Annotated in this window: 23 protein-coding genes; 10 read left to right on the forward strand and 13 right to left on the reverse strand. The window is 74.8% G+C overall.

Annotated elements, in window-relative coordinates; genetic code table 11:
* Nucleotides 1-14 precede the first annotated feature (14 nt).
* Together EQG70_RS15780 and EQG70_RS15785 are read right to left on the reverse strand one after the other, a co-directional pair.
* Nucleotides 15-1022, reverse strand: coding sequence for a zinc-dependent alcohol dehydrogenase (locus EQG70_RS15780; protein WP_095650311.1), 1008 nt, complete (start codon nt 1020-1022; stop codon nt 15-17).
* 115 nt (nt 1023-1137) lie between these two features.
* On the reverse strand, nt 1138-1608 hold the full coding sequence (locus tag EQG70_RS15785; protein ID WP_017834752.1) for a MarR family winged helix-turn-helix transcriptional regulator: 471 nt from the start codon (nt 1606-1608) through the stop codon (nt 1138-1140).
* Between the two features lie 75 nt (nt 1609-1683).
* Here EQG70_RS15785 and EQG70_RS15790 point away from each other — a divergent pair, with 75 nt between their 5' ends.
* From EQG70_RS15790 to EQG70_RS15800, 3 genes are all read left to right on the forward strand, one after another.
* Nucleotides 1684-2331 (forward strand): maleylpyruvate isomerase family mycothiol-dependent enzyme, encoded by a 648-nt coding sequence (locus tag EQG70_RS15790; protein WP_017834751.1) that lies wholly within the window; start codon nt 1684-1686, stop codon nt 2329-2331.
* Nucleotides 2332-2404: 73 nt separating this feature from the next.
* Nucleotides 2405-2938: an alpha/beta fold hydrolase gene (locus tag EQG70_RS15795; RefSeq protein WP_017834750.1), complete on the forward strand. Its 534-nt coding sequence runs from the start codon at nt 2405-2407 to the stop codon at nt 2936-2938.
* 52 nt (nt 2939-2990) lie between these two features.
* A complete protein-coding gene (locus EQG70_RS15800; protein WP_138976487.1) occupies nt 2991-3932 on the forward strand; it encodes a serine hydrolase in 942 nt (313 codons plus the stop codon).
* A gap of 2 nt (nt 3933-3934) precedes the next feature.
* On the opposite strand, the gene fmdA is transcribed toward EQG70_RS15800, so the two are convergent.
* From fmdA to EQG70_RS15830, 6 genes are all read right to left on the reverse strand, one after another.
* Entirely contained in the window at nt 3935-5188 is a 1254-nt protein-coding gene (fmdA, locus tag EQG70_RS15805; RefSeq protein ID WP_035923336.1) for a formamidase, read from the reverse strand.
* A gap of 40 nt (nt 5189-5228) precedes the next feature.
* On the reverse strand, nt 5229-5513 hold the full coding sequence (locus EQG70_RS15810; protein ID WP_109221354.1) for an FmdB family zinc ribbon protein: 285 nt from the start codon (nt 5511-5513) through the stop codon (nt 5229-5231).
* Nucleotides 5514-5675: 162 nt separating this feature from the next.
* Complete coding sequence (locus EQG70_RS15815; RefSeq protein WP_109268318.1) at nt 5676-7103, reverse strand: FAD-binding oxidoreductase; 1428 nt, start codon at nt 7101-7103, stop codon at nt 5676-5678.
* Between the two features lie 111 nt (nt 7104-7214).
* Nucleotides 7215-8975 (reverse strand): M23 family metallopeptidase, encoded by a 1761-nt coding sequence (locus EQG70_RS15820; RefSeq protein WP_109268319.1) that lies wholly within the window; start codon nt 8973-8975, stop codon nt 7215-7217.
* A gap of 184 nt (nt 8976-9159) precedes the next feature.
* Complete coding sequence (locus EQG70_RS15825; RefSeq protein ID WP_017834744.1) at nt 9160-9684, reverse strand: mycothiol transferase; 525 nt, start codon at nt 9682-9684, stop codon at nt 9160-9162.
* A gap of 111 nt (nt 9685-9795) precedes the next feature.
* Nucleotides 9796-11313, reverse strand: a complete 1518-nt coding sequence (locus tag EQG70_RS15830; protein ID WP_017834743.1) for an MFS transporter — start codon at nt 11311-11313, stop codon at nt 9796-9798.
* A gap of 122 nt (nt 11314-11435) precedes the next feature.
* Between EQG70_RS15830 and EQG70_RS15835 the strand changes: the two genes are divergently transcribed.
* Complete coding sequence (locus EQG70_RS15835) at nt 11436-11981, forward strand: TetR/AcrR family transcriptional regulator (RefSeq protein ID WP_031283706.1); 546 nt, start codon at nt 11436-11438, stop codon at nt 11979-11981.
* 33 nt (nt 11982-12014) lie between these two features.
* Here EQG70_RS15835 and EQG70_RS15840 read toward each other — a convergent pair whose 3' ends face one another.
* On the reverse strand, nt 12015-13241 hold the full coding sequence (locus tag EQG70_RS15840) for an FAD-dependent oxidoreductase (protein WP_109268320.1): 1227 nt from the start codon (nt 13239-13241) through the stop codon (nt 12015-12017).
* Nucleotides 13242-13434: 193 nt separating this feature from the next.
* Here EQG70_RS15840 and EQG70_RS15845 point away from each other — a divergent pair, with 193 nt between their 5' ends.
* Complete coding sequence (locus EQG70_RS15845; RefSeq protein WP_017834740.1) at nt 13435-13992, forward strand: dihydrofolate reductase family protein; 558 nt, start codon at nt 13435-13437, stop codon at nt 13990-13992.
* 21 nt (nt 13993-14013) lie between these two features.
* Here EQG70_RS15845 and EQG70_RS15850 read toward each other — a convergent pair whose 3' ends face one another.
* The gene (locus tag EQG70_RS15850; RefSeq protein ID WP_109268321.1) at nt 14014-15711 is read right to left on the reverse strand and encodes a RecQ family ATP-dependent DNA helicase; all 1698 of its coding nucleotides are present in this window, start codon (nt 15709-15711) and stop codon (nt 14014-14016) included.
* A 211-nt stretch (nt 15712-15922) separates the two neighbouring features.
* Between EQG70_RS15850 and EQG70_RS15855 the strand changes: the two genes are divergently transcribed.
* On the forward strand, nt 15923-16675 hold the full coding sequence (locus EQG70_RS15855) for a sulfite exporter TauE/SafE family protein (protein ID WP_017834738.1): 753 nt from the start codon (nt 15923-15925) through the stop codon (nt 16673-16675).
* A 13-nt stretch (nt 16676-16688) separates the two neighbouring features.
* Here the strand turns inward: EQG70_RS15855 and EQG70_RS15860 are convergent, their stop codons facing one another.
* Together EQG70_RS15860 and EQG70_RS15865 are read right to left on the reverse strand one after the other, a co-directional pair.
* The gene (locus EQG70_RS15860) at nt 16689-17111 is read right to left on the reverse strand and encodes a ChaB family protein (protein WP_017834737.1); all 423 of its coding nucleotides are present in this window, start codon (nt 17109-17111) and stop codon (nt 16689-16691) included.
* Nucleotides 17112-17146: 35 nt separating this feature from the next.
* Nucleotides 17147-18049, reverse strand: coding sequence for an SDR family oxidoreductase (locus EQG70_RS15865; protein WP_017834736.1), 903 nt, complete (start codon nt 18047-18049; stop codon nt 17147-17149).
* Nucleotides 18050-18237: 188 nt separating this feature from the next.
* Between EQG70_RS15865 and ilvD the strand changes: the two genes are divergently transcribed.
* Nucleotides 18238-19929 (forward strand): dihydroxy-acid dehydratase, encoded by a 1692-nt coding sequence (gene ilvD, locus EQG70_RS15870; protein ID WP_109268322.1) that lies wholly within the window; start codon nt 18238-18240, stop codon nt 19927-19929.
* 96 nt (nt 19930-20025) lie between these two features.
* Here the strand turns inward: ilvD and EQG70_RS15875 are convergent, their stop codons facing one another.
* Complete coding sequence (locus EQG70_RS15875) at nt 20026-20862, reverse strand: SRPBCC family protein (protein WP_109268323.1); 837 nt, start codon at nt 20860-20862, stop codon at nt 20026-20028.
* A 249-nt stretch (nt 20863-21111) separates the two neighbouring features.
* Between EQG70_RS15875 and EQG70_RS15880 the strand changes: the two genes are divergently transcribed.
* The 3 genes from EQG70_RS15880 to EQG70_RS15890 are packed head-to-tail and all read left to right on the forward strand — an operon-like array spanning nt 21112 to nt 23580.
* Nucleotides 21112-21636 carry a hypothetical protein gene (locus EQG70_RS15880; protein WP_095650302.1) on the forward strand — a complete coding sequence of 175 codons (525 nt, stop codon included), beginning with the start codon at nt 21112-21114 and terminating at the stop codon, nt 21634-21636.
* A gap of 10 nt (nt 21637-21646) precedes the next feature.
* Nucleotides 21647-22879, forward strand: a complete 1233-nt coding sequence (locus tag EQG70_RS15885; protein ID WP_138976488.1) for a sensor histidine kinase — start codon at nt 21647-21649, stop codon at nt 22877-22879.
* Entirely contained in the window at nt 22876-23580 is a 705-nt protein-coding gene (locus EQG70_RS15890) for a response regulator (protein ID WP_109268325.1), read from the forward strand. The genes EQG70_RS15885 and EQG70_RS15890 overlap by 4 nt, the downstream gene beginning before the upstream one ends.
* Nucleotides 23581-23680 lie beyond the last annotated feature (100 nt).

Below are 23680 nucleotides of genomic sequence, written 5' to 3' on the forward strand. Positions count from 1 at the left end.
TCGGTGGGGGGCGGTCAGTCGTAGTGCACCACGTGGCACAGGACGTCCGGGGCTCCTGCGGCGAGCCGTGCCATCGTGGCGGGCAGCTCCTCGAACGAGGAGCTCCCGGAGAGCAGGGCGTCGAAGCGGGGGTCCCGGAGGGCGTCCAGCGCGGTGGCGAGCCGGTCGGCGGTCGTGCGGCGGGCCCGGCGGGCGGGGGCGACGACGCCCACCTGGCTGGCGCGCAGCTGGAGCCGGCGGGCGTGGAAGTCGGCGCCGAGCGGGACGGCAGGGTCCTCGTCGCCGTACCAGGACAGCTCGATCAGCTCCCCCTCGTCGCCGAGCAGCTCGAGCCCCCGCGCCAGGCCGGCGGCGGTGGAGGAGGCGTGCAGGACGACGTCGCACTCCCCCGCGGCGTCCTCCGGCAGCACGTGCTCCACGCCGAGCCGGGCCGCGAGCCCCCCGCGGGACGGCTGCGGGTCCACGAGCTGCAGCCGGGCCAGCGGGAAGCGGGCCAGCAGCGCGGCCGTGCACGCGCCGATCATCCCGGCGCCGACCACGGCCACGCGGTCCCCGAAGCGGGGCGCGGCCTCCCACAGCGCGTTGACGGCCGTCTCCACCGAGCCCGCGAGCACCGCGCGCCCGGAGGGGACGTCGTCGGGCACCGGGGTCACGGCGGAGGCCGGGAGCACGTAGCGGTCCTGGTGGGGGTGGAGGCTGAAGACCCGCCGGCCCACCAGGTCCTCCGGCCCCTGCTCCACGACGCCCACGGAGAGGTAGCCGTACTTCACGGGGCCGGGGAAGTCCCCCTCCTGGTACGGGGCGCGCATCCGCCCGTGCACGCGCGCCGGGACGAGGCCGCGGTGGACGAGCGACTCGGTGCCGCGGCTGACCCCGGAGCGCAGCGCCCGCACCAGGACGTCCTCGGGGCCCGGGACGGGCAGCTCCGCGGTGCGCAGCTCTCCCCGGCCGGGCTCCACGGTCCAGTAGGCGCGGCCGGTGCGGGGGTCCTCCGGCGGGGCGGGGTGAGCGGCGTCGGTCATGGTCCCATTGTGTCCTGACGGCCGCGCCGCGCCACCGGGTGACCACGGCGCGCCCCCGTGACCCCCGTGCCCCCGGCCGACCACGCCGCCGCGGGGTCGGCCGGGCGCTGCCGGGTCAGCCGGGCGCCCCGTGGTCGGCCGGCGGGGAGCGGACGTCGCCGGGCTCCTCGTGCAGCTCGGCGAGCGCCCGGCGCAGCGCGGCATAGCGCCGCGCCCCGAGCCGGCGCCGCCACTGCTCCTCCACCTCGGCGACCACCCCGGCCGCCACCGCCTGGGCGGCCCGGCCGCGCTCGGCGACGCTCACGAGCCGCGCCCGGGCGTCGGCGGGATCGGGGCGCCGCTCCACGTACCCCTCCTCCTCCAGGGCCTGGACGAGGAGGCTGGCCGTCTGCTTGGTGACCCGGGCCTGCTCCGCCAGCTGCACCGTGCGGGTGCCGCCCGGGCCGATGCGCTGGAAGATCCGGGCCTGCGCGTAGGAGAGGTCCGCGAAGCCGGCGGCGTGCAGGGCCTCGACCACCCGGATCTCCATGTCCCGGTACGGGTAGTACAGCAGCAGCCCGGTGTTGGTCCTCGCGTCCTCGTGCATGCCCACCCCTTGACAGCCTGGCCGTCGCCGCCGGAAAATTCAGTCAGGAAACCTGACCATTTGGAGGAGATTATCATGGACCGCGACGCCATCTGGGACGCCGTCCACCGGGAGCGGTCCGCGCTGGCGGACCTGCTCGAGACGCTCCGCCCCGAGGAGTGGGACCACCCCACCCTCTGCTCGGGATGGGCGGTGCGGGACGTCGCGGCCCACGTCATCGCCTCGCCCCAGGTCGGTCTCGCCGATCTCGTCCCGGCCCTGTGGCGGGGCCGCGGGGACTACAACCGCGCCCTGTACCTGGACGCCCGGGCCCGCGGTCGCCGGCCGGTCGAGTCGATCCTCGCCGACTACCGCCGCCTGGACGGCTCGAGGCGCCACCCGCCGGGCACGACCGTCCGCGAGCCGCTGCTGGACGTCCTGGTCCACACCCAGGACATCGTCCTGCCCCTGGGCCGGCACCACGCCATGCCCCCGGAGGCCGCGCGCACGGCCGCCGACCGGGTGTGGTCCATGCCGTTCCCGTTCCGGGCGCGCCGGAGACTGCGCGGGGTGACGCTGACCGCAACCGACGTCGACTGGCGCGCCGGCAGCGGCCCCGAGGTCCGAGGCGCCATCGACGCGCTCCTGCTGCTGCTGACCGGCCGCACCGCGGCGCTGGACCGGCTCGAGGGGCCCGGCCTCGACGTCGTGGGAGCGGGCCCGGGAGCCTCCCGCCGCTCTTGACACCTCGCCGCGGCGGCGGGGACGCTGGTGGAGGCGGCGTCCGCCGTCACCTCCCCCGTCCCCGAGGTGACCCATGGTCCAGCGCATCCTCTTCCTGCACGGTGCCGGGCCCCAGCCCCGCACCGGCGACAACCCGGTGCTCGAGGCCGTGCGGCGGCAGTGGCCCGATGCCGACCTCGTGGCCCCGGACCTCCCGAGCCCGGAGGACCCCGACCCGGACCAGTGGCAGGAGGCGATCGGCCGGGCCGTCCGCGCCATCCCGGACGAGCCCTGGGTGATCGTGGGCCACTCCCTCGGCGGGTCCGAGGCCCTGCGCTTCCTCTGCCACCGGATCCCCACCCTGCTGCAGCGCGTCGTGACCGTGGCGGCCCCGTGCTGGTGCCCGGAGCACCCGGACGTGGAGGAGCAGGGCTTCGCCCTGCCCTCCACCGTGGGCCGGAAGCTCGCCGACCTCGAGATCGTCGTGGTCCACGCCGAGGACGACGACGTGGTGCCCCCCGCCCACGCGCGCTGCCTCACCGAGCGGCTGCCCTCGGCCCAGCTCGTGCTGCTCCCCTCCGGTGGGCACCTGCCGACGTCCTGGACGGACCGGGGTCTCATTGCGTGAGCCGGACCCGCCCGGCTCGGCAGGACGGCCGCCGTGCGAGAGCATGGGCACCATGAGCCGATCGCACCCGCAGCACCGCAGGACCGTCCGCACCCTGGGGGCCGCCGCGCTCCTCCTGGGACTCACCGTCCCGGCCCCCGCGGCGGCGCTCCCGGACGCCCCGGGCGGCGCGGCCGCCACGACCGCGGCGGTCACCGTCCCCGCCTCCTGCGGTCCGGCCGCGGGTCCGCTGCCCGCCGCGGTGGGACCCGCGGCGCAGGACGACCGGCGCGCCCTGACCACCGCGCTGGACGGGCTGAGCGCGGCGGTGGGCGCCGAGATCGGGCTGCTGGTGCAGGACGCGGACGGCCGCACGGTCTTCGCCCACCGCCCCGAGGTGTCCGGCATGGAGGCCAGCCTCTCCAAGGTCCCGCTGGCCCTCACCATCATGCGCCTGGCCGCCGAGCGGGACGGCCGGCTCACGGAGCAGCAGCGGGCCCTGATCCGCGACAGCGTCCACGAGAGCGGCAACGAGTCCACCACCGCCCTCTACGGCGCGCTCGGGCCCACGCTCTCCGCCATGGAGGGCGAGCTCAACGAGACCTACGACCTCATGGGCGTCAGCTCGACCCGGTCCTCGGGCGGCTGGGGCCACAACCTGACCACCGCCTCCGACCAGCTGGCCGTGCTGGGCACGGTCGTCCACGGGGCGGACTGGCTGCCCGAGGAGGACCTGGCCTGGCTGCGGGAGCAGATGCGGCCCACCCATCCGTCCCAGACCTGGGGCGTGGGCGCGGCCCGCGCGGACGGGTCCGGGGCGGCGGACTCCCTCGTCAAGAACGGGTGGCTGCCGGACGCCGGCGGCGCGTGGGACACCCACAGCGTGGGGCGCACGGTGTCGGGCGGGACCGCCCACCACATCGCGGTGCTGGGCTCCGGCTACCCCTCCGCGGCCTGCGGCCAGGACGTGGCCACCGCCGTGGTCGACCTGTACCTCGCGCTCGGGACCGGCTGAGCTCACGCGGCCGCGTGCGGCGCCCCCGCGCCCGGATCCACCCGGTGCGGTCCGGACGCGGACGGCCGGACGTCGAAGTCGAAGATCGCGGTGGGCAGATAGACCGTGGCGCAGGAGTTGGGGATGTCCACCACCCCCGAGAACCGGCCCTCGATCGGCGCGGCGCCCAGCAGCAGGTACGCCTGCTCCGGGGAGTACCCGAACTTCGTGAGGTAGTCGACGGCGTGCAGGCACGCCCGCTGGTAGGACAGCTGCGAGTCGAGGTAGCGCTGCTCGCCGTCGAGGGTCACCGAGGTGCCGGAGAAGGCGATCCACTCGCTGTACTGCGGGTCCGTCCTGCCCGGCAGGAAGATCGCGTTCTCCGTGACCCCGTAGGTCTCCATCCCGCCCTTGATGACGTCCACGTGGAAGTCGATGAACCCGCCCATCTCGATGGCGCCGCAGAACGTGATCTCGCCGTCGCCCTGGGAGAAGTGCAGGTCGCCCACGGAGAAGTTCGCGCCGTCCACGAAGACGGGGTAGAAGACGCGGGTGCCCTTGGTGAGGTTCTTGATGTCCTGGTTGCCGCCGTTCTCGCGGGGCGGCGCGGTGCGCGCGGCCTCCGCGGCGACCCGCTCGACGTCCGGGCCGGGAACCCCGCCGAGCAGGGCGTTCTCCGGCTCGGGCGGCAGCGCCAGGGGCGGGACCCGGTCCGGGTCGGTGGCGATGAGCGCCCCTTCGCGCGCGTTCCACCGGGCCAGGAGCTCCGCGGAGGGCGCGGTGCCCATCAGGCCGGGGTGGACGATGCCGGTGAACGAGACCTCCGGGACGTGCCGGGAGGTCGCAGTCTGGCCGCGGAAGTCCCAGATCGCCTTGTAGGCGTCCGGGAACCGGTCGGTGAGGAAGCCGCCACCGTTGGACCGCGCGAAGACGCCGGTGTACCCCCAGCCCTGCCCGGCCAGGGGGCCGGAGTCCTCCTGCGGGATCGGGCCGACGTCGAGGATGTCGACGACGAGCAGGTCGCCCGGCTGGGCGCCCTGCACCGCGAACGGGCCGGAGAGCTTGTGCACGGTCGTCAGCGGCGCGTTGAGGACGTCCTCGGCGGAGTCGTCGTTGACGATCGCGCCGTCGAACCACTCCCGGCAGTGCACCCGGAACGTGTCCCCCGGTCGCACGGTGGCCACCGGGGGGATCTCCGGGTGCCACCGGTTGTGCCCGACCAGCTGCTGGTCCTCGAACGGCCGTGACGAGTCCAGGGGAAAGATGAGCTCCGGCATGACGTGCCTCCTTGGCGGCTGTGCTGCGGTGGTGTGCCTCTCAGGGCCGGGGAAGTCTGCGGTGCAGGGGGTTGCCGGTGGTGCGGGTCGCTCGCCGGGAGCCGGGCGGGGGCGCGGCGACGACGTCGGGCTCCGCGGCGGTGCGCTCGGTGCGCTCGATCAGCCGGGCCGCGGGGGTGCCGGCCCGGGAGAGCCCGGGCGCGCTCATCAGCCGCCGCGCCGCGGAGCCGCAGCCGGGGCAGTCGCTCTCGCGCGTGGCCGCGCCCATGCCCAGCAGGACCTCGAAGTCGCCGCACTCCCGGCACCGGTACTCGTAGATCGGCATGCGGGGCGCCTCCCGGGAACGCGGGGTCTCTGGACTGACGACCCTAGTGCGGGGTCCGTGGCCGGGGAAGGGCTGCCATCGACATCGCCCGGACATGACGGGGCGGGGCCGCAGGTTCCTCGGGGCGCGAGCCCGCACCAGGAGGCCCTGCCGGACGTGCGCTCAGGGCCGGCCGGGCGGCACGTTCAGGTTGTGCCGGAAGAGGTTCCCGGGATCGTAGCGGTCCTTGAGGGCGGCCAGCCGCTGGTGCTTCTCCCGCCCGTAGGCCAGGCGGGCCGCCTCCACCGGGTCGCCCCCGAGCTCGGCGTCGGGCCCCATGAGGCCGACGTACTCGCCGTGCTCGGCGAACGGCTGCATCGTGTCCCGCACGGTCCGCACGAAGGCTGCGAGGTGCTCGTCCTCGGCCGGGTCGTGCCGGACGCCGTGCACCGTCAGCCAGTACCGTGCGGACCGGTTGGGGAAGGCGGTGGCCTCCTCGGGCACCCTGCCGAAGGCGCCCTCGAGGTGGTGGACGTCGATGCCGGTGCCTCGGCAGGTGATCCCGGAGGCCAGCCCGACGAGGACGTCGACGACCTCGTCGTCCAGCCGGGAGAAGGGAAGGTTGCGCCAGTGGCCGTGCGAGCCCCGGGGGAAGAGCCCGTCCCGCGCCCCCTGCCACGCGAGCCAGGGCGTCGGGCCCATCTCCTCGGCGTCGGGCGGAGCGTCCTCCCGCAGTCCGTCGACGACGTCCAGGCCTGCTGCGTGGTCCTCCGAGACCCAGCTGAACCCCACGGTCAGCACCGGTTCCTCGCCCATCCCGGCCGCCGGGGGCGGGATCGCGAAGGTGAGGACCGGGTTCATCTCGTCCGGCAGACCGCGCGACCACGCGGCGAAGGCGGACAGGGCGCCCGCCCAGCGCGGCCTTCGGTAGTGGAGGTTCCCCGCGAGCACGGTGGACGGCAGCCGGCGGGCCCGGAAGGTGAAGGAGGAGACCACCCCGAGGTTGCCCCCGCCGCCGCGGAGCCCCCAGAACAGCCCGGCGTTCTCCTCCTCGCTGACGTGCAGGTGGTCGCCGGCTGCGGTCACGACGTCGGCGGAGTCCAGGTTGTCGAGGCTCAGCCCGTTGCTGCGGGTCAGCCACCCCATGCCCCCGCACAGGGTCAGCCCCGCCACGCCCACCGCGCCGGTGAGGCCGCCGGGAACGGCGAGGCCGTGCCGGGCCGTGGCGCGGTCGAGAGCGGCGAAGGTGGTGCCGGGCTCCACGCTCACGAGCTGGTTCGCGGGATCGACGACGACGCCCCGCAGCCGCCCGAGGTCCAGCACCAGGCCGCCCTCGACCGTGCCGTGGCCCGCCACGCCGTGCCCGGCGCCCCGCACCGCCAGCGGCAGGCGCGTGCGCTGGGCCGCGGCCAGCGCCAGGTCGATGTCGGCGAGGTCCCCGGCCCGCACGAGAGCCCGGGGACGGGCGTCGATCAGGCCGTTCCAGACGCGGCGGGCCCTGTCGTAGTCGGCGTCCCCCGGCTCCACCAGCGCCCCGGCGAGACGGCCCCGGAGTTCCTGGAGCGCCCTGGTCGTCCCGTGGTCCGGCGCACCGTGGTCGGTGGTGCTCATGGCTCCCGCTCCCGCGCGAAAATAATTCGTCGGCCCGGGGCAAATTCTAGTCGTCCGCGTTCCCGACTCGGCAGATGACCTCGTCACGCCTGCATAACTCCGCGCGGGACGTCAGGGACGGACGGTCCCGTCCGCTCCGGCGGCCGGCCGGAGCTCGGCGGCCGGAGCCGCCCCGGCGGCACCGGCGCCCTCCGCGGGGCCGGCCGGATCGGCCGGGTCGGTGGTCCCGGTCCTGCCGGTGGCCGGCCCGGCCGCGGCCTTCGGCGCCGGGCTGTCCGGCTCCGCGTCCTGGTCGTTCGGGATCCCGTCGCCGTCGCGGTCCGGGTCGTCCTCGTTGCGCAGGCCGTCGCCGTCCAGGTCCGGGTCCTCGTCGTTGGGGAAGCCGTCCCCGTCGAGATCGGGGTCCTCGTGGTTCAGCAGGGGGGCGCCGTCGAGGAGGTCGCCGTCCAGGTTGTCGTCGTCGACGTCCGGGATCCCGTCCTTGTCGGTGTCCCGCTGCGCGTCCGGAATCTGCGGGGCGACTCCCGGTTCGAGCTCGGGCTCCACGTCGGGCTGAGGCGCGGGCTTCACCACGGGCTCGGGTGCCACCGGAGGCAGCTCTGGCTCCTCGAGTACCGGCGGGGCCGGAACGGGCTCGGGCACGTCAGGATCGGCCGGAGGAGCAGCCGGCACGGATGGGGCAGCCGGCACGGCCGGGATGGCCGGCACGGGTGGGGTATCCGGAGCCGGGGCGGCCTCCGCCTGCTGCACGGGCGGCTTGGCGTTTCCGGCCTTCTCGGCCTCTGCTCGCTTCGCGGCCTCGGCCTTCTTGGCGGCCTCCGCCTTTTTCACCGCATCGGCTTTCTTCGCAGCCTCGGTCTTCTTCGCGGCCGCCGCCTTCTTCGCGGCCCCTGCCTTCTTCGCCGCCTCGGTCTTCTTGGCGGCCGCCGCCTTCTTCATCGCATCGGCCTTCTTCGCGGCCTCCGCCTGCTGCACGGCCGGGTCCTCGACCGTGTCCGGGACGGGGACCTCGAGGGAGTACTTGCTGCGGGAGGCGGGGATGACGCGCATGCCGTCGACCCAGTCGAAGGACTGCGGGTCGACGGCCTGCCCGTCCACCCAGGTCTCGAAGTGCAGGTGCGGGCCCGTGACCCGGACGCCGGTGGCCCCCACCGTGCCGAGCTGCTCGGAGGCGGCGAGCCGGTCCCCGGTCCGGACCCGGACGTCCTCGAGGTGGTTGTAGGTGGTCCTGATCCCGTCCGCGTGGGTGACTTCCACCCGGTTGCCGCCCCAGACGTCCCAGAACACGGCCGTCACCACGCCGTCGAGGGCGGCGACGACGGGCAGGCCCGCCGCGGCGGAGACGTCGGTGCCGTTGTGGAACTCGCGCCCGCCGCGGTCCGGGGCGATCCGCCAGCCGAACTGGCCGCCGGGCAGGACGGCGCCGGGACGGGCCGGCGCGATGATCGTGTTGACTGGCAGCTCGCCCTGGTACAGCTTCGGCGCCTGCCGGCCCGGGCGCACGGTCGAGGCCGACTCGCGCCCCCCGTCACCGCGGCCCGTCCCGGCCCGCCAGGAGCCCTGGCCCGCGCCGCCGTCCCGCACGGGCGAGGTCGTGCGGTCGTCCCGCAGCGGCCCGGCCGGCGGAGCGGGCCGCTCCTGCCCGGCCGCGAGCAGGCTCCATCCGCTGTCCCGCTGCTCCGTCCGCTCCGCGGAGGCCGCCGGGGCGCCGAAGGCCGAGCCCCGGCCCTGCCCGGTGTCCGGGCTGATGCCGGAGCTGACCGCCACGCTGACGGCCACCAGCGCCGAGAACGCGGTGAGCGCGGTCACCGGCGAGGACGCGCGCTGGCGCAGACCGGGGCGGGCGGAACGGCGAGAGGAGTCGCGGGGCATGACGGTGTTTCCCCCAGGATGTCGCGACGAGCGACGTGAAGATCGTGCAGGAGTTCGAGGTGCTGGGACCCAGCGTGATCAGCTTAAGCGAACGGAGTCTGACCACCGAGGAAACTCCCGTCCCCACATCAGCGCCTTGTCATGCGACGACTTGATGCAAACGCAAACGCCTCGGGTCGGACGGTCAGTAGGGCCCCGACCACCCGTCCTCGAGCAGACCGCGGACGTAGGCGGCCTGGCCGAGGTGCTGCGCGGCGTCGTCGACCGTGCTCACCAGGCGGGCGCCCCGGGTGACGGGCGGGGTCCACGACCGGTCCACCACGTCGTCCAGCTGAGCCTCCGTGAGTCCGTGCACGTACGTCACGGTGCGCTCGACCACCGCGTCGAGGTAGCCGCGCAGCAGGTCGGGGGACGCCACCCGGATCCGCGCGACGTCCTCCGGCCCGTCTCCGAAGCCCATGGAGGAGTCCGGGACGTCGAGGCCGAACCGCCCGCTCCATCCCTCGGCGGTCCACACCTCCTCCGTGCCGGCGAGCTGGGCCACCTGTGCGTCCTGCTGGCGGGACGCGTGCCACACCAGCCAGACCACGGAGTTCGCGGTCCCGCCCGGCATGGTGTGCAGCACCTCCGCCGAGATGCCCTCGAGCACGTGCTCCGCCACCTCGGACGGGCGGCGGGCGGCGTCCTCGAACAGTTCTTGCGGCGTCATCGCGACCACTCCTTCCTCGCCGGGGCCGGGCCGGCCCCTGCCGCCGAGCCTACGTCCCCCAGGGGCCGTGGCGCCGGGTCCCGATGAAGTGACGGCCCGGGTGCGGGCGGGTCAGCGCACGGCCGGCCGCAGCATGCGGGCGACCGTGAACGCCGCCAGGACCACCACGGCCGTCATGACCAGCGCCGTCCAGTGCATGCCCGCCGTGAACGCAGCGACCGCCGCCTCCTGCACCGCCGGACCGAGCGCCCCGGCGCCCTCCGCGACCTCGACGGCTCCGCCGAGGGTCTCGTGCGCCGCGGCCGAGGAGCCGGCGTCCAGGGCCGTGGGCAGGTCGAGGTGGCGCTGGTAGAAGGCGGTCATCAGTCCGCCGAGCACGGCCGTGCCCAGCACCGCACCGACCTCGTAGCCGGTCTCCGAGATCGCCGAGGCCGCGCCGGCCTTGTGCGGCGGGGCCGCCGTGAGGACGAGGTCGTTGGACAGCGTCTCGGCGAGCCCGATGCCGGTGCCCACCAGGCAGAAGGCCACGAGGACCACCACAGCGCCGGCGGTCGCGGAGAGGTCCGCGAGGGTGACCACGAGGAAGCCGGTCGAGGACAGGAGGATCCCCGCCGTGATCACGGTCCGGGGGCTCAGCCACCGCACGGCGCGCACGGCCACGAAGCCGGCGAGGACCGTGAGGACGAGGCCCGGGACCATGGTCAGGCCCGCGGTCATCGGGTCCAGACCGACCACGAGCTGCAGGTACTGGGTCAGCATGAACAAGAACCCGTAGAGCCCCACGTTGCCGAGCACGTTGACGGTGACGCCGCCGCGGAAGCCCGGGTGCCGGAACAGGCCGAGGTCCAGCATCGGGTGCGCCAGGACCGCCTGGCGCCGGACGAACAGCACACCGGCCAGCACGCCGAAGGCCGCGCTGAGCAGGCCCTGGAAGAGCTCCCCGGAGGCCGTCGCCGCCTTGATGCCGTAGACCACGGGGGTCATGGCGAGCATGGCGAGCAGCACGGACGGGACGTCCACCGGCCCGGGCCGGGGGTCGCGCGACTCCGGCACCAGCAGGGGGCCGAGCACCAGCAGGGGCAGCAGCACCGGCACGGACATCAGGAACACCGAGCCCCACCAGAAGTGGTTGAGCAGGAAGCCCCCGACGATGGGGCCCAGTGCGGCGCCGCCGCTGAAGCCGCCGGCCCACACCGCGATCGCGATCCGGCGCTGCCCCGGGTCCAGGAAGATGTTGCGCAGCAGGGACAGGGTCGCAGGCATCAGCATCGCGCCGAAGAGCCCCATGGCGGCCCGCCCCGCCACGAGCAGCTCGGCGGTGGGCGCGAAGGCCGACGCCGCGGAGACGGCGGCGAAGCCCGTGCCGCCGATCAGCAGCAGCCGCCGGCGGCCGATCCGGTCCCCCAGGGAGCCCATGGGGATGAGCAGGCCGGCGAGCACGAGGGGGTAGACGTCCACGATCCACAGCAGCTGCGCCCCGGTGGGGTGCAGCGCCTGGGAGATGGTGGGCAGCGCGAAGCTCAGGGCCGTGTTGTCGACCGACACGAGCAGGACGGGCATCATCAGGACCGCGAGCGCGGCCCATTCGCGCGCACCGGCCGTGGGGCGGGGCGTCAGCAGAGTGGTCATGGTTCACCTCCGGGGAACGGATCGGGAGCGGACAGCCTCAGTAAATGTACCGTCTAGACGGTACAGTTATGGGCGAGCTGACACAATGGGCACCACGTCCGACCCAGGGAGGTCTTCCTCACATGCCCCGCCCACCCGTGGCCCGGGACAAGCTCCTGGCCGCCTTCGAGCAGATCGTCCTCGACGACGGCGAGCGCGCCGCGACCCTCGACGCCGTCGCCGCCGCCGCCGGAGTGTCCAAGGGGGGTCTGCTCTACCACTTCCCGCACCGCCAGGCCCTCGTGGACGCGACGCTGCAGCGCCTCGAGGAGCTCATGCAGCTGGACCTCGAGGCCATGGCGGCGGCGCCGGACGGGGCCGCGCGCTACTTCCTGGTCACGTCCCTGTTCGAGGACAGCCGGCTGGACCGGGCCCTGATCGTGGCCTCCCGGCTCGTCCAGGCCGGGGACGAGAACGCCCGGGCCGCCCTGAAGCGGCTCGAGGTGGCATGGTACGAGCTGATCCTCGCGGACGTGGGCGACCCGGTGGTGGCGACCGCGGTCCAGCAGATGGGCGACGGGCTCTACCACAACGCGTCGATCGGCCTGCTGCCCGACGGCAGCGCCAGGCGGCACACCATCCTGGAGCACCTCCTGGCCGCGGTGGACCGGCTCAGCCCACGCCCCTGAGCGCACCGCGCCGGCCGGGCGGGAGGGCCCCCGTCAGGCGCGGGGCAGCGGGCGCACGTGCTCGGGCCGCAGACCGATGCCGATCGCCCGCCCGGTGAGGTGGGGCAGGAACGGCAGCGCCCGGACGAGGCCCAGCGGCACCGGGGGCCGCGGCCGCGCCCCGGTCCGGGCCGGCACGAGCCGGCGGGCCAGCACGAGCTGGAACAGCTGGGTGGCGCGCGCCGGCCACGCCCGCCGGCGCTGCACCCGCGCGAGATCCCGCGCCCGCACCCCGCCGCGCAGCAGCCGCGGCCCGAGCAGGTTCGCCGCCGCGACCGCGTCCTGGATCGCGAGGTTGATGCCCACGCCCCCGGCCGGGGACATCGCGTGCGCGGCGTCGCCGAGGAACAGGATCCCGGGCCGCCACCAGCGGCGCAGCCGGTCCACGCGCACGCGCAGCAGCTTCACCTGGTCCCAGTCCTCGATCGTGGTGACCCCCTCCCCCAGCCCGGGGGCGAGCGCGCGCACCCTCTCCCGGAAGGCGTCCAGTCCCTGGGCGCGCAGGGCGTCGTGCTCGCCGGCCCGCACGATCATGGCGGCCTGCCAGTAGCCGGTGCGCGGCAGGGCCACCACCGCGCCGTCCCCGGCGTTGAACAGCGGCTGCTCCTGCCCCTCGTGGCGGGGCACGCGGAACCACAGCACGTCCATCCGCGACGGCGAGGCCCTGGGCACCAGGCCGGCCGCGGCCCGCAGCACGGAGTCGCGGCCGTCGGCGGCCAGCACCAGCTCGGCCCGGATCCGCACCGGCGCCCCGTCGTCGTCGTGCGCCGTGACGCCGGTGCACCGGCCGTCCTCGACGAGCAGGCCGTCGGCGGCCGTGGAGCGCAGCAGCCGGAAGCCGGGCATCGCCTCGCCCTTCTCGGCGAGCAGGTCCAGGAAGTCCCACTGCGGCAGGAACGCGATGAACGGGCAGCGCACGGGCAGGCGGTCGAACCGGCCGACCACCACCGTCTCGCCGCCGAGGGAGACGGTGGCGCGCTCCACGCGGGTGTGCGGCAGCGCCAGGACGTCCTCGAGCCAGCCGAGCTCGGCCATCAGCTCGAGGGTGGAGGGGTGCAGGGTGTCGCCGCGGAAGTCGCGCAGGAAGTCCCCGTGCTTCTCCAGGACCACCACGTCCACGCCCTGCCGCGCGAGCAGCACCCCGGCCATCAGCCCGGCCGGGCCGCCGCCCACCACGCAGCACGTGGTCCGCACCTGCTCCGTCGTCCGCTCCGCCGCCACGGGTGCCTCCCGGGCCCTCGCTCGTCCGCTGTCCCTGCCGACGATCCCACCGGGGTGGCGGTCGCGCAAGAGGCGGCCCGGCCCGCGTCCCGGCCGGACGCGTCATCCCCGCCGCCCCCTTCCCCCGGCCGACCGGGAGCGCGAGAGTGGGAACCGCAGCGCCGGACGCCGACCGCACCGACAGGAGATCCCCATGGGCACGCTGATCGTCACCGAGTTCATCACCCTCGACGGCGTCGTCGACTCCCCCGGCGGCGGCCCGCACCCGCACGCGGGCTGGAGCTTCCGGCACGTGACCTATGACGAGGCGGCCTACGAGCTCAAGGACCGGGAGCAGAAGGAGGCGGCGGCGATGCTGATGGGCCGGGTCAGCTACGACGAGTTCGCCCCCGTCTGGCCGTCGATGGAGGAGTTCGCCGAGTACAACGCCATGCCCAAGTACGTGGTCTCCTCCACCCTGGAGGACCCGCGCTGGCACAACACCTCCGTGCTGCGCTCCCTCGACGAGGTCGCGCGGCTGAAGGCCACGGTCGACGGCACGATCCTCGTGCACGGCAGCGCCACCCTGGCCAAGGGCCTCGCCGCCGCGGATCTCGTGGACCGGTACCACCTGCTGGTGTTCCCCGTGCTGCTCGGCGCGGGCCGCCGTCTCTTCGACGACAGCACCGACACGTTCCGCACCCTGGAACTGGTGGAGCACGAGGCCTACGCCAACGGCGTCCTCAAGTCCGTCTACGACGTCGTCCGCTGACCGGCGGCCGCCCGTCGGGGCTCACGGTCCCTCATCCGGCCGTTCCCCGGAGCCGCGCACCAGCAGCCCGTCGTGCTCCTCGATCAGGCGCAGGGACAGCTCCTTGTACCCGACCGCGTCGAACAGCACGGTGATCCGGTCCGGCTCCGCGCCCATCACGATCCCGTGGCCCCACTCGCGGTGGGTGACCGGGCTCTGGATCTCCCAGCCGTGCGGGGTGGCGGCGGACCGCTCCGCGGCCTCGGCGGCGGAGCCGGTCTCCGAGCAGGTGTCGCAGTTGCCGCACCAGCCGTCGGTCTCCTCGCCGAAGTAGTGGAGCAGCCAGTCCCGCCGGCACCCGTCCGTCTCGGCGTAGCCCCGCATCATGTCGATCCGCGAGCGGTCGATCCGGTGCTGGGCCTCGGCCTCCGCGAGCGCGGCGGCGACGGCGTCCTCCGGCGCGACCCCGTCTACGGCCCGGTAGCCCTCGGGCCGGGCCAGCACGCCGCCGCTGTGCTCGAGCAGGTGCAGGGCCCGGGCCTGGGCGCGGGGGCCGAGGCCGGTGTGCTCGCGCAGCTCGCGGGCCCGGACCGGCCCGTGCCCGAGGACGGCGCGGAGGACCTCCTCGAGGTCCGCCCGCTCGGGGGCGGCGCCGGCGAAGTACTGCTGGAGCCCCAGGTCCTCGGAGCGGTAGTGCAGCACGGCGAGGGCAGGCCTCCCGTCCCGGCCGGCCCGGCCGATCTCCTGGTAGTAGCTGTCCAGGGAGTCGGGGATGTCCGCGTGCACCACGAAGCGCACGTCCGGCTTGTCGATGCCCATCCCGAAGGCGGTGGTGGCCACCACCACGTCCAGCTCGTCGCCGTGGAACCGGGCGTGCACCTCGTCCCGCTCGGACCTCCGGCGTCCCGCGTGGTAGGCCTCGGCACGCACGCCGCGCCGGACCAGCTCCGCGGCGTAGTCCTCCGTCTCCCGGCGGGTGGCGACGTAGACCAGCCCCGGGCCGGCGAGCCCGGCGACCTCGTCGAGCACCGCCCGGCGCTTGTCGGAGGCCTGGTGGTGGCGCACCACCCGCAGCTCGATGTTGGGCCGGTCGAAGCTGTGCACCAGGACCAGGGGGTCGCGCAGGCCCAGCCGGTCGACGATCTCTGCCCGGGTGTGCGGGGAGGCGGTGGCAGTCAGGGCCACGACGGCCGGGCGCCCCATCCGCTCGACGGCCTCCTGCAGCACCAGGTAGTCGGGGCGGAAGTCGTGGCCCCACGAGGAGATGCAGTGCGCCTCGTCCACCACGAACAGGGACGGCGGGTGCGCGGCGAGCCGCTCGGTGATCTCCTCCCTGGCCAGCTGCTCGGGGGCGAGGAAGAGGAACTTCGCGTCCCCGCGCGCCACGGCGTCCCAGGCGGCGCGCTCGCGCCGCGCCCCCACCGCGGAGTTCACCGCGAAGGCGACCTCCGCCCCGAGGTCCTCGTTGATCGCCTCGACCTGGTCGTGCTGGAGGGCGATCAGCGGGGACACCACCACGGCGGTCCCGGGCAGGGCGGCGCCCGGGACCTGGTAGATCGCGGACTTGCCGTGGCCGGTGGGCATCACCGCCAGGACGTCCCGGCCGGCCGCCGCCGCCGCCATCGCCTCGAGCTGGCCCTCGCGGAACTCCGTGATGCCGAAGCCGGACGCGGCGACCTCCCGGAGCCGTTCCGCGGTGACCGGTGCGGCGCGCCCGCCCGCGCCCGTGGCGGCACCCACCGGCTCAGCGGGGGATCAGGGCGAGGACGGTCGCGGGCCCGTGCCCGCCCTCGTCGTCGTCGACCAGGTCCCGGCTGGTGCCCATGGTGCCGCTCCCGTCCGCTGCCGCACCCTGCGGCCGTCTCTCCTCACGGCCAGGGTAGGCACCGGATCCGGGAATCACCACGGCGGGCCCGTGTGCGGTCCGGGGCCGGGCTGCCGGAGGCGCAGAATGGGACCCGTGGAAATCATCGTCATCGCCGCCCTCGCGATCCTCGTGGGCTCGGTCCTGCAGCGCGTCTCGGGCACGGGGGTCGGCCTGGTCGTGGCCCCGACCCTCGCCCTGCTGCTGGGCCCCGCCACGGGCGTGCTCGTGACCAACGCGACGACGACCGTCTCCGGCTTCCTCATCATGCTCTCGGTGTGGCGCCACGTGGACTGGCGGCGGTTCGCCCTCATCGCCCCGGCCGCGGCGGTGGGCGCCGTGCCGGCGGCGCTCGTGGTCCGCGAGCTGCCCGCCGCCTGGCTGCAGGTGCTGGTGGGCGGCGTGGTGCTGCTGGCCCTCACCACCATGTTCGGGCTCCCCCGCCTGCCCGAGTGGCCGGGGCGGCTGCCCACGGTGCTCGCCGGGGCGATCGGGGGGTTCTTCAACACCACGGCGGGGGTGGCCGGACCGGTCATGGTGATCCACTCCCGGCTGGCCCGCTGGGAGCAGCGCTCCTTCGCCGCGACCCTGCAGCCGGTGTTCATGACGATGGGCGCCCTGTCGGTGCTCACCAAGACCCTGCTGGGCGCGGCGGGGACCGGCGGGATGCCGCCGTGGTGGGTGGCCCCCGGCGTGGTCCTCACGGTGGTGCTGGGCGTGCGGATCGGCGGGGTCGTCGCCCGCCGCGTGTCCCTGAGCACGGCGCGCACGGTCGCTCTGGTCCTCGCGGGGCTGGGCGGGGCGATCACGCTGGTGCGCGGGCTGCTGGGCGTGCTCTGAGCCCGGCCGCCCCTCAGTCCTCGCGGGCCCGGCGCGTCGCGGCGTCGTTGGCCTTCCGGATCGCGTCGACGAGCTCCTTCTTGGTCATGTAGGAGCGCCCCTCCACGTCGAGCCGCTTCGCCACCTCGTAGAGGTGCTCCTTCGAGGAGTTCGCGTCGACCCCGCCGGCGGTCTCCGCGCGGGAGTCGCGGCCGCCCGCGGCGTGCTCGTCGGAGGGCCCGTACTCCTCCTTGCCCTCCCAGTGGTCGCCGACCTTCTCGTGGGTGTGCTTGAGCGCGCTGTAGGCCGTGCGCGCCGCGCGCTCCTCGTCGCCGTACTCCTCGAGCGCGGAGTCGTAGGTCTTGGCGAACGTGTCCTGCGCCTTCTGCCCCGAGCGCTGCAGGGTGGAGGGCAGTTCGCTCTTCTTGGCGTGGTCGTCCTTGCCGGTCTTGGGCACGAGGTGCTCCTTCCGTAGGGGTGTGGGGGCGCGGCTCAGAAGACGGGCATGCCGCCGGTGACGCCGAGGACGGTGCCGCTGACGTAGCTGGCCTCGGCCGGGCTCGCGAGGAAGACGTAGGCGCCGGCCAGCTCGGCGGGCTGGCCGATCCGGCCCAGGGGCGTCTCCTTGCCCATGTTCGCGACCGCTCCGGGCTCCTTCGTGGCGGGCCCCAGCGGGGTCCACACCGGTCCGGGGGCGACCGCGTTGACGCGGATGCCCTCGGGCCCCAGCTCGGCGGCGAGGTTGGCGGTGACGTTGTTCAGCGCGGCCTTCGTGGCCGCGTAGTCGATCATCGACACGGACGGGTCGTAGGCCTGCACGGACGTGGTATTGATGATGCTGTCCCCGCGGCCGAGGTGCGGCAGCGCCGCCCGGCTGATCCAGAGGGTGCCGTAGAGGTTGGTGCGCACGGCGCGCTCGAGGTCCTCCGTGGCGAGGCCCTTGAGCCCCGCCTCCCCGCGGGCCCAGTGGAAGCCCGCGTTGTTGACGACCACGTTGAGCCCGCCGAGGCCCTCGACCGCCCGGTCCACGATGTCCCGGCAGCTCTGCTCCTCGCGCACGTCGCCGGGGACCAGGACGGCGGTGCGGCCGGCCTTCTCGATCCACCCCACCACGTCCTGGGCGTCCTCCTGCTCCTCGGGCAGGTAGTTGATCGCGACGTCGGCCCCCTCCCGCGCGAACGCGATGGCCACGGCGCGGCCGATCCCGGAGTCCCCGCCGGTGATGAGGGCCTTGAGCCCCTCGAGCCGGCCCCTGCCCTCCCAGGACGCCTCGCCGTGGTCGGGGACGGGGTCCATGGCGGCGGTCAGCCCCGGGGGCGTCTGCTGCTGCTCGGGCATCCCGCCCTCGTCGTCGGCCATCGCGCGGGCGTGCTGGGAGACGGGTGCCTCGGGCATGTCGGGCTCCTTCGATCAGGTTGCTTATCGTTTGCTTCTCCCACCCTAGGAGGACGGGCGCCCCCTTGTCTTCCCCCGGGGGCACAATCTTCCGCGCCGGCCGTGGACACCCCTCGACGCTCCTCGAGTTCCGTTGATAGGTTCGCGGCACGCACCCCACCGCGCACCGACGACCCGGGAGAGACCGCATGAGCCCCGACATGAAGCCCCGCAGCCGTCAGGTGACCGACGGCATCGACGCGACCGCCAGCCGCGGCATGCTCCGCGCCGTGGGCATGGGCGACGCCGACTGGGAGAAGCCCCAGATCGGCATCGCGAGCTCCTGGAACGAGATCACCCCCTGCAACCTCTCCCTGGACCGGCTCGCCCAGGGCTGCAAGGAGGGCGTCCACGCCGGCGGCGGCTACCCCCTCCAGTTCGGCACGATCTCGGTCTCGGACGGGATCTCGATGGGCCACGTGGGGATGCACTTCTCGCTGGTCTCGCGCGAGGTCATCGCGGACTCCGTGGAGACGGTGATGCAGGCGGAGCGCCTCGACGGGTCCGTCCTGCTGGCCGGGTGCGACAAGTCCCTGCCGGGCATGCTCATGGCCGCCGCGCGCCTGGACCTGGCCTCGGTGTTCCTCTACGCGGGGACCATCGCCCCGGGGTGGGTGAAGCTCACCGACGGGACCGAGAAGGACGTCACCCTCATCGACGCGTTCGAGGCCGTGGGCGCGTGCAAGGCGGGCCTGATGGGCAGGACGGACCTCGACCGCATCGAGCGGGCCATCTGCCCGGGCGAGGGCGCCTGCGGCGGGATGTACACGGCCAACACGATGGCCTCCGTGGCCGAGGCCCTGGGCATGAGCCTGCCCGGCTCCGCGGCCCCGCCCTCGGCGGACCGGCGGCGCGACCAGTTCGCCCACCGCTCCGGGGAGGCCGTCGTCGAGATGCTCCGGCAGGGCATCACGGCCCGGGACGTCCTGACGAAGGAGGCCTTCGAGAACGCCGTCACCGTGCTCATGGCCCTCGGCGGGTCCACCAACGCCGTCCTGCACCTGCTGGCCATCGCCCACGAGGCGGAGGTGGATCTCACCCTCGAGGACTTCAACCGGATCGGGGACCGCGTCCCGCACCTCGCGGACCTCAAGCCGTTCGGCCGGTACGTCATGAACGACGTCGACCGGCACGGCGGCATCCCGGTGGTCATGAAGGCCCTGCTCGACGCCGGGCTGCTGCACGGGGACGCCCTCACCGTGACCGGCCGCACGGTGGCCGAGAACCTGGCCGCCCTGGACCCCGGGCCCCTGGACGGCGACGTGATCCGCAGGCTCGACAACCCGATCCACCGCACGGGCGGGATCACCGTCCTGCACGGCTCCCTGGCGCCGGAGGGCGCGGTGGTGAAGTCCGCGGGCTTCGACGCCGAGGTCTTCGAGGGCCCGGCCCGCGTCTTCGAGCGCGAGCAGGCCGCGATGGACGCCCTGGAGGCCGGGGAGATCACGGCCGGGGACGTGCTCGTGATCCGCTACGAGGGCCCCAAGGGCGGCCCCGGCATGCGCGAGATGCTGGCCATCACCGGGGCGATCAAGGGCGCGGGGCTGGGCAAGGACGTCCTGCTGCTCACGGACGGCCGGTTCTCGGGCGGCACCACGGGTCTGTGCATCGGCCACATCGCGCCGGAGGCCGTCGACGCCGGACCGGTCGCGTTCCTGCGCGACGGCGACCGGATCCGGGTGGACCTGACGGCCCGCTCCCTGGACCTGCTGGTGGACGCCGAGGAGCTGGCGCGGCGGCGCAGCGGCTGGGCCCCCTTGCGCCCGCAGTACGAGGGCGGCGTGCTGGGCAAGTACGTCAAGCTGGTGCGCTCGGCCTCGCTGGGCGCCGTCACCGGCTGACCGGCCGGTTCCGCCGCCCCGCCGAACGGGACGCCCCGTGCACGCACCGGGCCCCGACCGCGTGCGGTCGGGGCCCGGTGCGTGCACGGGGACGAATCAGAGCGGGCCGCCCGCGGGGCGGTCGTCGATGCGCCGGGTGGCGGGGTCCACGCCCGGGTCCGCGTCGACGGTGCCGTCGGCGAGCGTCTCGTCCACGGGCGGGATCGGCGGGACCTCCCCGGTCACGGTCTCCCCGGGAGCCCCCGGCGCCACCGGTGCCACCGGTGCGGCCGGCGCCGCCGGGGGCGCGGTCGACTCGAAGGTCACCGGCTCCGTGTCCGGGCCGGAGTCCTTCTTCTTCGCCGCGGCCGCGACCCCGGCGGCGGCCACCCCGGCCGCGGCGACGCCCGCGGCGACCGCCTTGCCCGAGACCCCGGCCTTGCCGTCGTCACCGCGGGAGGCCGCGGCGTGCTCCACGCCGGGCGTGCCGACCGGGGCGCCCTCGTTGACGGAGCCCCGCCAGGCGCCGGTCGCGTAGCCCTCGGCCTCGATGAACTTCTTGAACCGCTCGAGGTCGCCCTCGGCCTGGTTCTCGACCACGTTGAGCTTGTCGCCGACCTTCTCCACGAGGCCCTCGGGCTCGTACTCGAGGACCAGGTGCACCTCGGTCCGCCCGTTGCCGGCGTCGCGGAACGTCACGGTGCCGGCGTTGGTGGCGCCCTCGGTGGCGGCCCAGGAGACCCGGCTGTCGGGGACCTGCTCCACGATCTTCGCATCCCACTGCCGGCGGACGCCGCCGAGCTCGGCGACCCACTGGAGGCGGTCGGCGCCGAGCTGGGTCACGCTCTGCACGCCGTTCATGAAGTGGGGGAAGTCCTCGAACTGGGTCCACTGGTTGTACACGGTGCTCAGCGGCACGTCGACCACGACATTCTTCTCGACCTTGGTGCTCATGGCATCTCCTTCGATCCGTCTCGACGATCAGGGGCGGCGAAGCGTCGCCGATTCGCCAGTGTGCTTACGATACCGCTGGGCGCGCGGTGTGACCAGGGGTCGGCGGCCCGGCCGGCCCCGGGCCGGCCGACACCGGCCCGGGGCGCCCCACGGAGGACTATGGACTTGACGTGGGCGGACGGGGAGAATTGCCGCACGACCTGCGGGGGGCTCGACATGGCGAATCTCGAGACAGAATTCCGGACACTGGTGTCCGTCCAGGACGCGCGGGCAGCTGATGCCGTCGAGGGACACCTGGCGTGGGGACGCCTGGTGGACAGCGACTACGTGCTGGTGCACGGGCCGCCGGACTGGCTGGGACGGGACGTCGACCCCGAGGTGCTGATCGCCCGGGTCGTGTCGGGGCGGACGGACGAGGTCGAGCGGATCAGGATCGCCCGGATCCAGCTGCACGGCGTCCTGCACGACCCCGCGTCCGAGATGACGGGCATCCGGCTCGACCACCCGTCCGGGTGCCCGGCCCAGGGCCCACCGGACGGCGCGGGCTCCGAGCGCCGGCTCGCCACGGGCGCCGAACTGTGCTCGGCCGTGGACACGGTGCTGGGCCCGGCCCCGGCCGAGGAGGCCCCGGACAGCACCGAGGAGGCCCTGCGACCCGTGGTGGCGTGGGAGGAGATCCGGCGCCACTCGATCGTGGAGGACTGCCGGCTGCCCGCTCCTCCCGTCGAGCGGATGTGGATCTGCACCGTCTTCGGCAGGTCCGTGTGCAGCTGAGCGGGACCCGATGAGATCCCGGAGGCACCCCTCGCGCCTGGCCGTGGACCTCGTCGCGGTACCGGTGCTGTGGGGCATCGAGCTCCAGATCACGTGGGACCGCACGGCGGAGCCGGACGCGACCGCCACCTGGGTGGTCGTCCTCACGGCGGCGCTGCTGTACCTGCCCCTGTTCTGGCGCCGGCGCCGGCCCCTGACGGTGCTGGCCCTGGTGTCGCTGGGCGCCGTGGCCGTCCCCCTGCTCGGCTTCGCGTTCCACCCCGTCTTCTGCGTCTGGCTGGCCCTCTTCGCGGCGGCCGCGCACTGCTCCGACCGGAACGCCCTCCTCGGCCTGGCGCTCGCGTTCCTGCCGGTCGCCACGAGCGTGCAGGCCACCGTCCGGGACACTCCCGACCTGTCGATGCGGGTGGCCACGTTCGTCGTCGCCGCGCTGTTCCTCACCGTGGCCCACGTGGTCGTCTTCGGCGTGGGCCGGTGGGTCCGCTGGAGCGTGGCCCAGCGGGCGCTCGTGGCCCGGCTGGCCGCCGCCCGGGCCGAGGCCGAGGAGCGCCAGCGCATCGCCCGCGAGCTGCACGACGTCGTGGCCCACGCGGTGAGCCTCATGGTGCTGCAGGCCGGAGGGGCCGAGCGCGTGATGGACCGGGACCCGGAGCGGGCGCGGGCGGCGCTGCGGCAGGTCGACGAGCTCGGGGAGCAGGCCGTCACGGAGCTGCGGCGCATGCTGGGCCTGCTCTCCCCGGCGCCGTCCGATGCGGCGCAGACCGCGCCGGAGCCAGTGGGCCTGCAGCGATTGGACAGCCTGCTCGACCACCTGCGCACGGCGGGCCGTGAGGTGGAGCTCTGCGTGGCGGGCGAGCCCGGGGCCCTGGAGCCGGCGGTGGACGAGGCCGCGTACCGGATCGCGCAGGAGGCGCTGACCAACGCGGTCAAGCACGCCGCCCCGGACCGCCCGGTCCGGGTCGCCCTCGACTGGGGCCCCCGGGACGTCGAGCTCTCCGTCCGCACGGACGGCGCCGGGGCCCGGGGCCGGCTCTCCGCGCGGCTGTCGACCGGGCACGGGGTGCGGGGGATGGCGGAGCGGGCCCGGGCGGTGGGCGGCGAGGCGACGGCCGGGCCCGATCCGAACGGGGGGTACCTGGTGTCCGCGCGGCTGCCCGTCCGGCCGCCCGGCCCCGGCGACGCCGCGGCGCAGGACGCCGCGGCGACCACGGCGGCCACCGGCCGCGGGGAGGGCACCGGATGACACGGGGCGCGGAACCCGCACCCGTCCGGGTGCTCCTGGTGGACGACGAGGCGATGGTGCGCTCCGGGCTGGCCATGCTCCTCACGGCCGAGCCGGACCTGATCGTCGTCGGGGAGGCCCCCGACGGCGCTGAGGCCGTCGAGGAGACCGCGCGGCTGCAGCCGGACGTGGTGGTCATGGACGTGCGCATGCCCGGCACGGACGGGGTGGCCGCCACCCGGGTGCTCACCTCCGACGCGTTCCTGGACCGGGTGCCGAACGTCCCCGCCGTCCTGGTGCTGACGACCTTCGACGAGGACGCCGCCGTCCACGCCGCCCTGCGGGCGGGCGCCTCCGGCTTCATCCTCAAGAGCTCCGCGCCGAAGGTCCTGGCGGACGCCGTCCGCTCGCTGGCCCGCGGCGGGGGCTGGCTGGACCCGGACGTGACCCGCAGGCTCCTGACCGAGTTCGGCCGCGGGCCCGACCCCTCCGCCCCTCCGCCGGAGCGGCTGCAGCAGCTGACCCGGCGGGAGCGCGAGGTCCTGGTCGCCGTCGCCCACGGCCTGACGAACTCGGAGATCGCCCGGCGCCTGTTCCTCAGCGAGGCGACCGTGAAGACCCACGTCCACCGGATCTTCCTGAAGCTGGGCGTCAGCGAGCGCGCCCAGGCGGTCACGGCGGCGTTCAAGAGCGGGCTCGTCAAGCCCACCGACCGCTTCTGAGCCCTGCCCCCGGTCCCGCGCGTACCACCCCGGTTGTACGCCGGAGTTCACCTCCCGGGTGGACGCCGGGAGGTGCCCCCCACTGCGACCCTGGTCCTGT

It is taken from the genome of Kocuria rosea (genome assembly GCF_006094695.1).
In the GTDB taxonomy this organism is placed as follows: domain Bacteria; phylum Actinomycetota; class Actinomycetes; order Actinomycetales; family Micrococcaceae; genus Kocuria; species Kocuria rosea.